Here is a 13,867-nt window from a genome sequence, read left to right as displayed (position 1 = left end):
GATAAGGAACGGAGCCCTCATGAAGGGCTCCGTCTCCTATTCAAGCTTATGTCTGCCAATTGGCGATCTTCAAGAAGGATGCCTTTGGTTCATGCTTCGCATCCAACACAAACGGCCAGTTTTTCCGTCCGCGGACAGGGAAGTTGTCGAGCCAGGTATAATCATCCGCAGCTCCCCAGAAGGTAACCGCGGTAAGTACCTCTTTGTATTCGCGGAACAGACCGAATACCTGCTCGTAACGCTCAGCCTGACGCTCCAGCATCTCGGCTGTCGGCTCGGTCAGATCCGTCCGCCTGTCTTCGTAATCAAATACCGAAATATCCAGCTCCGTTACCTGCAGCTTCAGACCAAGCGCCGCATATCGTTCAATCGCTTCCCGAATCTCCGCAAGGCTTGGGCCGTTCAGATTCCAATGCCCCTGCATACCAATCCCGTGAATCGGCACATCCTTGTCCTGCATGGATTGTACGAGGCGGATGATCTTGTCCCGCTTCTCCGGGTTGCATTCGTTGTAATCATTGTAGAACAGAAGAGCCTTCGGATCCGCTTCATGCGCATATTCGAACGCTTTCGCTATAAAATCCTCTCCGGCCAGGTTAAGCCATTTGGATTCCCGGAGCCAGACATCGCTTTTATCTTCGATAACTTCGTTCACGACATCCCAGCCATAGATAATGCCTTTATACCGGCTGACCACGGTATCGATATGGCTCTTCATCCGGGCAAGCAGGGTATCCCGGTCTACGGGCCCGCCACTCGCGCTCTCAAATATCCAGTCGGGCGTCTGATTATGCCATACCAGCGTATGCCCGCGCAGCTTCATCCCGTTTGCGGCGGCAAAGTCAGCTATCTTGTCTGCCGCTTCAAACGTATACACCCCTTCGGATGGATGGACGCGCTCGAACTTCATATCATTTTCTGCGGTCAAGCTATTGTAATGAGTCGTAAGCACGTTCTTCTGAGTCTCGATAGTCGTCAAATTTACCGCTGCCCCGATATCAAAATAATCCTTATAAACGGAACGAAGCGCGGGTATCGTTGATGCGTGCGCCATAGCCTGGACCATCTCCTTCAAAATGAATTAATAGATAACCCGGTTATGGGCATCCGGAATGCCGGATTTGCGGAAGAAGTACGTATTGATAATATCTCGCCATTGCTTGGCATTCTCCAGTTGATGATTCATGCGTCCAGCCACATGGCGGAACCGTTCTTCGTCAACAAGGCCCTCAAGCTCCTGCCAGCGGCGGATCCAGTATTCCACGCGCTCCACGCCCGCGAAATGGGTATCGTAAATATGCTGAATAACCGTCTTGCCGGACTTCAACCGATGGGTATACGGAACATGATGGAAGAAGAGCAGCAGCTCATCCGGACAAGCATCAAGATTGTCGTAAACCTCGGCATTTGGCTGTGTATACTGGCTGCTGTAGCCGGTTCCCGTCGCAACCGTACGGTCAACCCCAATCCCCTTATGGTCGGCAAAATGGTATGTTCCCCACTTCGAATATTCGTAGCCGTCCACATCCGGGCCGTAATGGTAATGCGGCGTAACCATCCAGCCGACGCCAAGCGGCGCCGTATAATTCTCATAGATCGACCAGGACTCGAGCAGGAGGCTTATGACAACCTCCCGCACATACTGGTTGCCGCCAAAGGTTTGTGCAGCCCACTCGGCGGCAATCTCCTCCGAAGACAGCTCCGGATTCCAGATCAGCCGGCCGTAGCCGTATAGATTCGCCTGTGCCAGATGATGTCCCGTCCAGTTCCCGTCGTTGCCGATGTTGCTGACAGCTGTAATCCCGCTATGGGTGTAAGCATGGACATGCCCTGCAGCAATTTCCTTCACCGTGCTGCCTGCTCCTTTGACATGGGTATCAAAGTTCAAGACTTCCTTCCACTGCGGAATCAGGAAGCATACATCCTTCTGCTGCCCCGTATATTCCTGAGCAATCTGGAACTCCATTATCTGATTCGTATGCTCCATCGCGCCAAAGAGCGGCGATACCGGCTCGCGGACCTGAAAGTCCATCGGACCGTTCTTGATTTGGAGGATAACATTATCCTTGAATCGTCCATCGAGCGGCTTAAAGTGATCATAGGCGGCACGGGCACGGTCGGTGGAACGGTCACGCCAATCCTGATGGCAGTTGTATACGAAACAGCGCCACAAGACGAGACCGCCGTGTGGCTCCAGCGCTTCCGCCAGCATATTCGCCCCGTCCGCATGATCGCGGCCGTAAGTGAATGGACCCGGACGATTCTCGGAATCGGCTTTCACAAGGAACCCGCCAAAATCGGGAATATAACGATAGACTTCAGCGGCCTTCTCCTTCCACCAGTCACGTACGCCCGGATCGAGGGGATCGGCTGTCGTAAGACCCCCAATCTCTATCGTTCCCGCATAGTTTACGCTTAGGAACAGCTTAATGCCGTACTCGCCGAACACCTCGGCAATCCGGGCTACATCGGGTAGCAGCTTCCCGGTGATCAGGAAGGTCTCTTCCCGGTGAACGTTGACGTTATTAATCGCAATGCCATTAATGCCGACAGAAGCCATCAAGCGGGCATAGTCACGGATTCGCTCGGAATCGGACAACACTTTATTGCCCTCGTAAAAGATCGAACGTCCGGAGTAACCACGTTCCACGCTGCCGTCCATGTTATCCCAGTGATTAATCATGCGCAGTCCGTATGTGGGCGACTCTATCAGATCAAGCTGATCGACAGAAGCGCCGGACTGCAGCAGGCGAAGCACATGGAACGCCGCATACAGCGTACCTTTCTCCGTGCGGCCGGCCGCAATAATATACTCCCGCTCAGCGTCACGGACGGTTCTCAAGACATAGCCTTCACCCGATAAAGCCTTCGCGTCACCGGCCGCCTCGTCCAACCAGGTTCCTCGTCCAAGAATATCAAGCACAATAACCCGCTGGCTCGAAGCCTCATGCGTAACCGAAGGCATTGTCCCCAGCATAGAACGAATTCCCCGCGACAGCTCTTGAGCTGCTGTCTTCAATAAGCCAGCAGCCGGTACTCCGGGCGGCAGTACGAGCTCGCTTGTCCAGCTTTTATATTCTTCCGCCAGCTTCTCGTCGGTCACCTGATCATATCTCAGCCATGCCGCATATCCGTTGTCTCTCACACTGTAACCTCCTACAAGTTAGTAAGCATAAAAGCGCGCCCGTCCGATTCCAGTGAAGAATTCGAACGGACGCATGGCATTTCTATTCCTATTTCCGATTAACCCTTGACGCCGCCAACGGTCATCCCTTTTACAAAATACTTCTGCAGGAATGGATACACCATAATGATTGGCAAACTCGCAATAATCGTCATCGTCGCGCGGATCGAGGTTGGCGTCACTGCCGTTACGCCGCTCTGGCCTGCCGCAAACTGATCGCCTGCGTTTGTTGACGAGGCCGCCGTATTCGAGGTCTGCAAAATTTTCATCAGCTCATATTGCAGGGTACTGAGGTTAAGATGAGACGAGTTGTACAAGAATACGTCAAACCAGGAGTTCCATTGCGACACGGCTACGAAGAGCGATACCGTCGCAAGAGCGGGAACGGTGAGCGGCAGCACGATGCGCATGAAGGTAATAAAGTCTCCGGCGCCGTCGATTTTCGCCGATTCCATAATGCCGTCCGGCAAGCCTTCGATAAAGGAACGGATGACGATCATATTGAACACTCCGATAATTCCCGGGATGATATAGACCCAGAAGGAGTTGATCATATGAAGCTCTTTGATCAGCAAGTAGCCCGGAATGAGGCCGCCGCTGAAGTACATCGTGAAGATCGCTACAAGCGTTACGAATTTGCGCAGGACAAACTCCTGGCGGCTGATCGTATAAGCGAGCATCGCCGTACAGAAGACCGACACCACCGTACCTAGAATGGTGCGCAGGGCGGAGATCAGCGTAGCGTGATAGATAGAAGCTTCATTAAAGATATAGCTGTAGTTATCCCAGGTCCACATCCGGGGCCAGGCATAGATGCCGCCGCGGATTGAATCATTCGCATCGTTAAACGATAACGCGAACATATTAAGGAAAGGATACAGGGTGATTGTCACGACGATCAACATAAAAACTATATTACTTATGTCAAAAATCTTATCCGGTATGGAGTTGTACCTTGCTTTGGCGAAACTCTCTTTCATGTCGATAGCCTCCTTGCTTCAGCTTGCATTCGATACTTCTAGAACAGTCTGCTCTCGCCAAGCCGCTTCGCGATGGAATTGGCGGACAAGAGGAAGATAAAGCTGACGACCGTTTTGAACATGCCGGCTGCCGTAGCCAAGGAATAGTTCCCCATGTTCATGCCGTATTTCAAGACAAATATATCAAGGTTCTCGGAATAGTCCACGGTCATCCCGTTGCCGAGCAAGTATTGCGGCTCAAATCCCGATTCCAAAATATTTCCAAGATTCATGATCAACAGGATCACGATAACCGATTTCAGGCCCGGCAATGTAATATGCAAGATCCGTTGGAACCGGTTCGCCCCGTCAATCTCGGCAGCTTCATATTGAGAAGGATCAATGGTTGTAATTGCCGCCAAATAGATAATGGTATTCCAGCCTACGTTCTTCCAGACTTCCGATGCGCCAAGAATGCCCCAGAAGTAATTCCCTTTGCCAAGCCACAGGATTGGCTGATCAATCAGATGCATTTTCGTTAATAGGATATTAACGATCCCTTCAGGCGCCAGCGCCGAAGAAATAATGTTGGCCGCAACGACCCAGGAAATGAAATGCGGTAAGTAGCTGATCGTCTGCACGACCCGCTTGAACATGATTTGGCGAAGCTCATTTAGAAGAATGGCTAATACAATGGCCGTAACAAAACCCAATACGAGATTAATCGAGCTCATAACGATCGTGTTTCTTAACACGCGATAGAAGGAATCATCGCTGAACAGGAAGTGGAAGTTTTTCCAGCCTACCCATTCCTGATCGAACAAATCCTTTGCAGGTCTAAACTTCTGGAAGGAGATTGTCCAGCCCCAGAGCGGCACATATTTAAACAGGAACAGCCACAGCACAAACGGCATAGACATGAGTACGAGTGTTTTCTGGTGCAATAGTTTTGTAAAGAACAGTTGAAGCCTTGATTCGCTTGCTCTTGGGCTTTTGACAACTGGTGTAATTTCGTGTAGGTTCTCCACTTGCTCTTCCCCTCTCTAGCATCCTGCATGAATCATAGATCGGAAGGCAGGAAAAGCGTTCCGGCCTTCCGTCTACTTTTATTTGTTTACCATTTGCCCGCGATGCGGTCCTGAACGATTTTCGTTACGAAGGTTTCATAGTCTTTCACGCCAAGCTTGCCCATTTGGCCTATATAGTCGTTCCAGATCGAATCGAACTCGCCCGGTTTAGCGAGCACAAGCTTCGGAACAAATTTCTTCTGCAGGTCGCCGGCTTTTTGCTGGAAGATTTGCTCAGGCGTGCCTTGTCCTTTGTTGATACTCCATGCAGGGTACCAGGAACGCTCATCCGGCTTCGAGAAGTATTCGGAGAAGGTCTTCACGCCGTACGCATCCAGAAGCGCTTTATCGCCGTCCGTGTAGCCTGCGTAAGCAACTTCAGGCTGGTTGCCTACACCGTACGCGTTGCCGTCAGCAAGTACGGAGTTATTCCCGTAACGAGGCCAGCTGTACTCGAAGTACTGCCATCCGACCGTGCGTTTTTTCTCGGGATCGTTGCGGTCGGCGATTTGCTGCGCGTCCATCACGTAACGTCCGTTAGCGTCAACCGTATAGTTCTGGTCTTTAACGCCCCATTGCACGAGAACCTGGTTCTCTTCTTTAAGCAGGTTGTCGAAGTACTTGATGATGCGAACCGCATCTTTGGCTTTTACCGAGATGCCGATACCGCGGTTGTTCACAAAGCTAGGCGGATCTACGTATTGGTCTTTGGTGTTGGCGTCAAATACGATTGGCAACAGAGCGAAACGCTTCTCGTCGATGCCTGCTTTCTTCAGGTTGTTCGTCGCGTCCCCAACCTGCCATGCATAGTTGAAGTAACCCAATACGCGGCCGGAAGTCAGCTTCGCGAGGAATTGGTCTTTGTTCGCCGTGAAGGTCTCCGGATCAAACAAGCCTTCGGAATTGACTTGGTTCAGCTTTTGCAGCCATTTTTTCTCGATATCCGTAGCTGCATATGTTTTTGCTTCATGCGTGTTCATGTCGACGATAACATCGCCGTCATTCGGGTAACCCGCAAGGTGCATCGCTGGGTTTGTGATCGAGAAGAAGCTGTCGGCGGGACCTGCAAGCGACGCGAAGCCGATGGTGTCCTTGCCGTCTACTTGCGGGTGCTTGGCTTGATACTGCTTAATCAGATCGAAGTATTCGTCAAGCGTCTTCACCTTCGGATATCCCGCTTCCTTCAGAACGGAGCGTTGGATCCAGAATGCGCCTTGGCTGATGCCGGGATCGCCGATGTAGCCTTGGTTGGCGCCAAACGGCAGGAAGTACATTTTACCGTCTGCTTGTCTGAATTTATCAAAGTAAGGACCGTACACGCGTTTGATGTTCGGGCCATATTGCTCGATCAGATCATCAAGAGGAATAAACGCGCCTGCGTCAAGCAGCTTGTCGATCTCGCCTTCCGGCACGATAACGTCCGGATAGTCGCCGCTCGCAATCATAACGCCGGATTTCGTCTGCGGGTCGCCAACGAGGAATTCCATTTTCCAGTCCACGCCGGTCTGGGTTTGCAGCTCTTTGCCGATAACGGTATCGCTCGCCAATGTATCCTTCTGGCTTGCAAAGCTGTAGTACGAGAAAGTGACGGGTGTTTTGTCATCCGCTTCGGGAGAAGTGGAGGCATTTGCTGCATTTCCGCTGTTGCCTGTATTGCCTGCCGCGCCATTGTCGCCGTTATCGTTATTGCCGCCGCAAGCGGATGCCGTTACAGCTAACATGGCAGCAGCCAAGCTGACAGTTAAAAGCTTCTTGTTAACCATTTCTTTTTAGACCCCTTTCGTCATTTCAACGTGTTTGTTGTAAGCACTTTCATCATAAAACGAATCCGAAATCTTGATTACCCCTCAAACTTTAGTTCGTACTTTGAAAAGCATAGTTCAACATTTTTGGCATTTATTGTCCGTTCATGTCGAGAGGCAGACGCAGTTCGACTATAGTCCCATGACCTTCGCTGCTATGGATGTCGAATTCGAAGGAGTCCTTATAGCACAATTTCAGCCTCGTATAGACGTTCTTCATGCCTACGTTATCCCCGATGGAGTCATCCAATCGCAGGTAATTGAGCAGCTCGGTCAGCTTGGCTTCGGGCATTCCGATCCCGTTATCGGACAGCCTGAACATCAGCTTGTTGCCCGCAATTCCGATGTGAATCTGAATCAGCCCAATACCCGGCGTGCTTTCAATGCCGTGGATGCTGGCGTTCTCGACAAACGGAAGGAACGTCATCTTCGGAATCATCTGATCGTATACCGCATCCTCAATGGTTAGCTGATACTGCAGCTTATCGCCAAAGCGGTATTTCTGAATTTCAAGAAAGCATTCGGTCAGCTCAATCTCCTCGCGGATCGATACCCAGCTGCGCTTCCAGGAAATCGACTTGCGGAAAATCTTCGCCATGTAGTGAATTGTCTTGGCCGTTTCGGTTTCTCCCTTCATCAAGCTGCGCATCCGAATCGTCTCTAAGGAATTGAACAGGAAGTGGGGATTAATCTGGCTGTGAAGGGCATGGAGCTGCGCCTGCCGCTGCCTTATCTCCAAATCCTTCTTCTGGATATCGGCGAGATACACATCGGTAATCAGATTGTCGATTCGCTCGGTCATCCGGTTGAACTCGCCGGTTAACTGGCCGATCTCATCACGAGCATCATCAAGCGGAATCGTCTCGAAATGCTGGTTCTTCACCTTTTTCATATGACGCACAATCTTGACCAGCCGTTTATGAATCGATCGGGAGAGCGCCGCGATAATTAAAGAAGGCAGCACAAAATTAATGAGCGCCAAATAGATAACGAAGGAACCGGATTTCCGGACGTCATGCAGGAAGCTGCCCTCGTTAATGACGCCATGCAGCGCCCAGCCATTCAAATAGTTGTTGTTCGTATAGACTTTGTCGTAGGACAGAGAGTGGGTTGGCTTAGGCAACGTTGCAATCCGCATGCCGGAACGCCAGTCTGCACGGCTGTCGTTGGAGTAAAGAATGGTCCCGTCCGGCTTCGCAAAATAAATGCTGCCCTCAAAGCCCGAGATGGCAAACAATTGCTTAATTGTCGCCATGTTCAAATCAATTTTGATCAGACTCGTATAACCGTTGCCTTTCACGTAGTTCAATCTCTGTACAAGGCTGAAGGTATCATTGTCTTGGATAAACAGCGGATAAGAGACATTGGTCTTCATAAACTCCCGATACCAGTCAGTCTCCTTATCGGTATCGCTAAGGGGCATAATGGGGCCCGAGGAGAGGATGGTCGGATTATCGGTATAGATAACCGTTGCGCTTGTTGTTTTGTAAGCCTGCTCGGATTTGTTGAAGATGCTCCGCGTGTTATTAAACGCCTCGACATATTCAATTTGAGACTCGTAATTTCTGTCCAGCAGCTGATTGAGCAGCGGATCGATGTAATACAGGTAAGAGATGCCCGCCGCTTCGTCGATGACAGCACGAAGCTCGCCCTGAAGCTTCTCCAGGGCGATGTCGGCATCATGCGATTTTTGATTTTTAATATTCGTGGTCGTTACGTTGTAGAAGACGATATTCGTCAGAACAATCGGTATAAATACGCAAAGTATATACATTAACAGGAGCTTGTCCCGCAGCTTAAGATGATTCCAATGAAATCTGCCCATCAAATTTCCACCCCGTTTATTTTTTGCCCAGCAGCTTGTTGCGGTAGTCGGTCGGGGTTACTTTCTCCAGCTTCTCAAATTGGGTCACAAAATAATCGGCGTTCTGAAAGCCCACCTTTTCGGCAATCTCGTACATGCGCAAATCCGTTTGGCGAAGCAGCTTCTTGGCCTCCCCGATCCGGATCTGCAGAAGAAAATCGTTAAAGTATATTCCGTAGGTTTTGCGAAATAGCTGCCCCAGATAGACCGAGTTCATATAAAACTTGCCGGCAATACTCTTCAGGCTAATATTCTCGGTGTAATTTGCTTCAATGTATTTCTTAATGCGCTCGATTCCGCCCTTGGACTGCTCATTCCGAAGCTCTGCCAGGTAGGCCGCTGCCTCGCGCAGGAAATCGGCGAACAAGCCCTTTAAATCCTGAAGCCGGCTGTAGCTGCCCTGCCAGTCCATGAGAGAAGGAAGCATGCGGAGCCCCTTCTCGTCCCCGTCCATCTTCCGGATAATATTAATAATCCCTATAGCAAACCTGGTTATCGTATTGGCAACCGCATTGGGAGCAAATCTATTCTCTACGAATTGACGGAACAACAGCTCGATGTCCTGTTCGTACAGCTCCGCGTTATTCTCCTCCAGCCTCTCGAGCAGCCTGCTGTACAGCTCCGAATCCACGTCGAAATAGTAGAGCGGCGTCCCCTGAACCTGGCTGGCATAGATGACGGAAGCACCGTTCTCCGCGTATTTATACGACATTGCCTCGTTAGCGGAACGATAGGAAATATTCATATCCTGGAGGCGTTCGACGGTCTTCCCGGTGTATATCGTTACAGGCCGGCCGGAGGCTTTCGCGATAGCGGCATGAAGACCGGAATAAGCAGACTCGATTCTTCCGCCCGGAGAAACAAGCGACTGCAGGTCTAAAAGCAGACCATATAATCCGTTCGCCTGCTCATAGACAGGGATTTTTCCGCAGGAACTTGCAGTCAACGCTTGCACGACAGCCGACAGCTCCTTCGCGTTCCATTCCGTACCGGCCGAGTGGGGAATCGAATGAAGCTCAACCAGTACATATTGAAAGCTCGACATCTCCGGCATCTGAAGCGCAGCCGATAATGCCCCGTTATCGGCCTCGGAGAATTGGCCTTGAACAAGCGTTTCCACGATGGAATCGGTCACCAAGCTGTCCCCGGCAATGGTCGTCAGCTTTTTTAGGCCCAAAGTACCGGAAAGCGCCTTCAAAGCAGTCTCCAATTCAGCTTCATCAATCGGCTTCAATATATAATCATGAACCCCGTAACGCAGGGCACGTTGCGCGTACTCGAAATCATGATACCCGCTGACAATAATAAAGGTCGGGCAGTACCCGCCCTCCTCCGTCACCTTCCGGATTAGCTCCAATCCATCCAGAACCGGCATCCGGATATCCGCAATGACAAGATCCGGCTCGAGCTGCCCGATCTTCTCCAGAGCTTCCTGACCGTTATCCGCCTCATCGCAAATGTCATAACCGAGCGATTCCCAATCCATTAAATTTCGCAATCCTTTGCGCACAAAAATCTCATCGTCCACCAATAACACTTTGTACATCCACAAAGCCTCCTGACACCTGAATCTTATAAAACTCACGGACATAATTAATGACATTAATAATTATAGAAGCTATCTTCTGAAAAAACATCCCGCTCTGATTACCTGTTTTTCACCTATTGTTAGGTATTCAAGTGCACTCCGTTTAATTGAAAGCGATTTCAACTCTTGTCTGATTGATGCCATTTCGGTATCCAACGAAGATTATACGGCTGTCAAACCGCCATAAATACCTAAAAACTATAGAACTTTCTTTGTGAATTAAAGCAAAAAAAGCTAGTTATGACGACCCGGACTGCAGCCGTTCATAACTAGCTGTATCGATGTTAGTACCTTAGCCCTCGCTTCTTGTCACCAATTCGACGAGCGTGCGGACCATTACGCCGGTTGCCCCTTTGGGCTCAATTCCGCGGCTCTTATCCAGGAATGCCGTCCCCGCAATATCCAGATGAACCCAAGGAAGCTCCTCCGCAAAGGCGCCGATAAACAAGCCGCCTGTCGTAGCGCCGGCATAACGTCCGCCGCTGTTTTTCAGATCAGCCGCATCGCTGCGCAGCTGTCTCTTGTATTCCGGATACGAAGGGAGCTGCCAGATCCGTTCCCCGGAACGCGCAGCTGCCTGGAACACCTGCTGCATCAAGGCTTCATTATTCGTCACGGCGCCGGTTGCCTCCGTGCCTAAAGCGACCATAACAGCTCCGGTCAACGTGGCTACATCAACCAGCTGCGTCGCGCCCCGGCGAATCGCCGTTGTCAGACCGTCCGCAAGAACAAGGCGTCCTTCCGCATCGGTATTGACGATTTCTACCGTTAAGCCGTTCATCATCTTAATGACGTCACCCGGCTTAAACGCCTGTGCCGACGGCATATTTTCCGCTGTTGGAATAACGGCAATCACATTGACCTCCGGCTTCAGCTCGCCGATTACACGCATGGCGCCCAGAACGGCAGCCGCACCGCCCATATCGGAGATCATTTCCTCCATGCCAGGACCCTTCTTCAAGGAAATACCGCCGGTATCAAAGGTAATGCCCTTGCCGATCAATCCCCAGGTCTCTTCCGAATCGGGAGCGCCTTTATAATGAAGCACGATCATTCTTGGCGCATGTACGCTGCCCTGGCCTACGGCGAGCAAGCCGCCCATTCCCTGCTCAATAGCTGCCCACTCATCCAGCACTTCAATATCCAGATCCCATTCGCGGGCAATCTCTTCCGCATGCGCGGCAAGGGATTCCGGTACCAGCTGATTGCCTGGCAGGTTCGTCAAATCACGTGCAACGATAACTCCTTCGGCATACAGCTGGCCCAAAGCGATCCCTTCGTTCCATTGCTGAGCGATATCCGATGGAACCGCAGTACCCGTTGCTGGCACAAAGGATACATGGGATAACGCATATCGCTGCTTCGCCTGACGCAGCTCGGGAAGACGGTCGTATACCGCAAGGGATAGACCTTCCACCAATGCCTGCGCCGCTTGCTGCAAGGTAAAATCGCTAGACGAGACAATAGCTTCAGGCAGACGAATTTGCGCGGTTTGCGCTTTTATTCTCTTTAGCGCACCCGCTGCCGCCGCAGCAGCCAGCCGGAGACCGTCTACACCGGTCTTATCGTCATATCCCGCAAAAATAATATGAGAGGCCGAGTGAAGGCCAAGCGTCGATAACGTTTCCGTTTGTTCCGGCTCAGCCTTAAACAACCCCTTGGCGTGAAGTCCTCGAACCGCTTCGTCAATCTGCGGCTGCACCCATTGCGCCATGCTGCCAGCCTTAAGCTCTGATGCATGGATCAGTCTGACAATCGCATCGGCAGAGCCTGCGGTTTCGGCTGCTTCATATGTAAAATGTGTTCGCATAAATATAATTCCTCTCTCTCAATGACAAAATCGGGGACCGCATGATCATAAGCGATCTATCCCCGATTCTAATCGTTTATTCGGCTAATGGCAAATAGATAGCAAAAGAGGTGCCGCTTCCTTCGGTGCTGTCCACGCGAATCGAACCGCCATGGTTACGGATAATCCGGTAGCTGACGGACAAGCCAAGACCGGTTCCCGCTTCCTTGGTTGTAAAGAAGGGATCAAACAAGCGGGCAAGCGTCGCTTTGTCCATCCCTTTGCCATTATCCTTCAACGTAATTTCCGCAAATTGTCCATCTGACCGCACAACCAGATCAATTCTCCCCCTTCGTGCTTCCTGGAGCGATTCAATGGCGTCAATGGAGTTCTTCACGATGTTCAGGATAACCTGTTTAATCTGCTTCACATCAATGGAGACCAACAAATCACGATCGTCTTCGTACGTTTCCAACAAAATGTCGCAATTGCGCATCAAGGCTTCGCTTTCCGTAAGCAGGATAACCTCTTGTACCAGCCGGTTAATCGATACGGATTTCTTCATTGGCGCCGAGGGCTTGGAGGAGTTCAAAAATTCGAAAATAATATCATTCGCCCGGTCAATCTCGGTTAGAATAATGCGGGCATACTCTTCCTTGCCAAGCTGCATCAAATAAGGCCTAAGCAGTTGAATAAAGCCGCGGATGGAGGTGAGCGGATTACGGATCTCATGCGCGATCGCAGCTGCGATCCGGCCTAGCATCGCCAGCTTGTCATTTTGCAGGGCGGTCTGCTCAATCTGCTTGTACTCCGATACATCCTTCACGCTGATTAAGAAATCGCCGTTCATCTGATCCCCGTAGGTAAAGTTCACGAGCAGATGCTTGCCGTCCTTGTCCTGAAACTCGTAATAAACATTTCGCTTCAGAATCATTTCCTTGTGTAAGCGAAGAATGACGCGTTTAGTAGAACGCTTCAACAGAGGATGCAGCAGAATCTCCCGCAGATTGCAGCCAACCAGGGTTTTACGCGGAATATCCAGCAGCTTCGCCATCCGGACATTAATAAACGACAGGATACCGTCACTGTCAAACAATGCGATACCGCTGTCCATATGCTGAAGTACGTTCTCATACTTATGCTTGACCATCTCAAAGGACCGGTTAGACAGGAACAGCCTCTCCCGCATATCCGAAAACTTCTGCTCTACGGCTTCTGCGGGAACCTCGTTTAGCCTATATGCGACCATCACTTCTATTAGAAACATAAACGATTGATTATAAAGCTTTACCGCTTCTTCTGATTCCACATTGGCGGCCAAATATTGGATACTTTCTTCGTGAACGGCAATAATCTCCTCAGGGTTGAAGCCTTGCATGTCTTTACCGAGTTCGGATGCTTTGTAGAGGGACTGCTCCTCGCCGCCACGAATATATTCGGCAAGCGCCGGGAAATAGCGCTTTCTAATGGAATGCATCATCAACCCTCCCCGGCCACATCTATAGATAACATTTAACTACATAACATATCTCTCTAATCATAGATTTTATTACCAATAGCTGTCAATCGGAGACTTTGTCGAAAGATGGATCTCATTACCATCCAAAAAACGAC

General features: G+C 50.5%; 9 protein-coding genes. All 9 read right to left on the bottom strand.

Annotated features, from left to right (window positions below):
* Positions 1-46: 46 nt before the first annotated feature.
* The 9 genes from M3194_RS16265 to M3194_RS16225 all read right to left on the bottom strand — a co-directional run bounded on the left by M3194_RS16265 (position 47) and on the right by M3194_RS16225 (position 13,730).
* Entirely contained in the window at positions 47-1,054 is a 1,008-nt protein-coding gene (locus M3194_RS16265; RefSeq protein WP_251655116.1) for an endo-1,4-beta-xylanase, read from the bottom strand.
* Between the two features lie 27 nt (positions 1,055-1,081).
* Positions 1,082-3,145: an alpha-glucuronidase family glycosyl hydrolase gene (locus M3194_RS16260; RefSeq protein WP_251655115.1), complete on the bottom strand. Its 2,064-nt coding sequence runs from the start codon at positions 3,143-3,145 to the stop codon at positions 1,082-1,084.
* A gap of 98 nt (positions 3,146-3,243) precedes the next feature.
* Positions 3,244-4,164: a carbohydrate ABC transporter permease gene (locus tag M3194_RS16255; protein ID WP_251655114.1), complete on the bottom strand. Its 921-nt coding sequence runs from the start codon at positions 4,162-4,164 to the stop codon at positions 3,244-3,246.
* A gap of 38 nt (positions 4,165-4,202) precedes the next feature.
* A complete protein-coding gene (locus M3194_RS16250) occupies positions 4,203-5,171 on the bottom strand; it encodes an ABC transporter permease (protein WP_397334337.1) in 969 nt (322 codons plus the stop codon).
* Positions 5,172-5,257: 86 nt separating this feature from the next.
* Positions 5,258-6,973, bottom strand: a complete 1,716-nt coding sequence (locus M3194_RS16245; RefSeq protein ID WP_251655113.1) for an ABC transporter substrate-binding protein — start codon at positions 6,971-6,973, stop codon at positions 5,258-5,260.
* Between the two features lie 133 nt (positions 6,974-7,106).
* Positions 7,107-8,837, bottom strand: a complete 1,731-nt coding sequence (locus tag M3194_RS16240; protein ID WP_251655111.1) for a sensor histidine kinase — start codon at positions 8,835-8,837, stop codon at positions 7,107-7,109.
* Between the two features lie 16 nt (positions 8,838-8,853).
* The gene (locus tag M3194_RS16235; RefSeq protein WP_251655109.1) at positions 8,854-10,422 is read right to left on the bottom strand and encodes a response regulator; all 1,569 of its coding nucleotides are present in this window, start codon (positions 10,420-10,422) and stop codon (positions 8,854-8,856) included.
* 334 nt (positions 10,423-10,756) lie between these two features.
* Positions 10,757-12,274: a leucyl aminopeptidase gene (locus M3194_RS16230; protein WP_251655107.1), complete on the bottom strand. Its 1,518-nt coding sequence runs from the start codon at positions 12,272-12,274 to the stop codon at positions 10,757-10,759.
* A 76-nt stretch (positions 12,275-12,350) separates the two neighbouring features.
* Positions 12,351-13,730, bottom strand: a complete 1,380-nt coding sequence (locus tag M3194_RS16225) for an ATP-binding protein (RefSeq protein WP_251655358.1) — start codon at positions 13,728-13,730, stop codon at positions 12,351-12,353.
* Between the last annotated feature and the right edge of the window lie 137 nt (positions 13,731-13,867).

It is taken from the genome of Paenibacillus glycanilyticus (genome assembly GCF_023715145.1).
GTDB lineage: Bacteria > Bacillota > Bacilli > Paenibacillales > Paenibacillaceae > Pristimantibacillus > Pristimantibacillus glycanilyticus_A.
The sequence above is the reverse complement of the archived record's forward strand: the minus strand, read 5'-3'. Positions and strand labels throughout refer to the sequence as shown.

What these genes read in the sequence shown, in the direction of transcription:
- M3194_RS16265 (WP_251655116.1), bottom strand. Translation starts at nt 1,054, where the DNA reads ATGGCGCACGCATCAACGATACCCGCGCTTCGTTCCGTTTATAAGGAT.
- M3194_RS16255 (WP_251655114.1), bottom strand. Translation starts at nt 4,164, where the DNA reads ATGAAAGAGAGTTTCGCCAAAGCAAGGTACAACTCCATACCGGATAAG.
- M3194_RS16245 (WP_251655113.1), bottom strand. Translation starts at nt 6,973, where the DNA reads ATGGTTAACAAGAAGCTTTTAACTGTCAGCTTGGCTGCTGCCATGTTA.
- M3194_RS16240 (WP_251655111.1), bottom strand. Translation starts at nt 8,837, where the DNA reads ATGGGCAGATTTCATTGGAATCATCTTAAGCTGCGGGACAAGCTCCTG.
- M3194_RS16235 (WP_251655109.1), bottom strand. Translation starts at nt 10,422, where the DNA reads ATGTACAAAGTGTTATTGGTGGACGATGAGATTTTTGTGCGCAAAGGA.
- M3194_RS16230 (WP_251655107.1), bottom strand. Translation starts at nt 12,274, where the DNA reads ATGCGAACACATTTTACATATGAAGCAGCCGAAACCGCAGGCTCTGCC.
- M3194_RS16225 (WP_251655358.1), bottom strand. Translation starts at nt 13,730, where the DNA reads ATGCATTCCATTAGAAAGCGCTATTTCCCGGCGCTTGCCGAATATATT.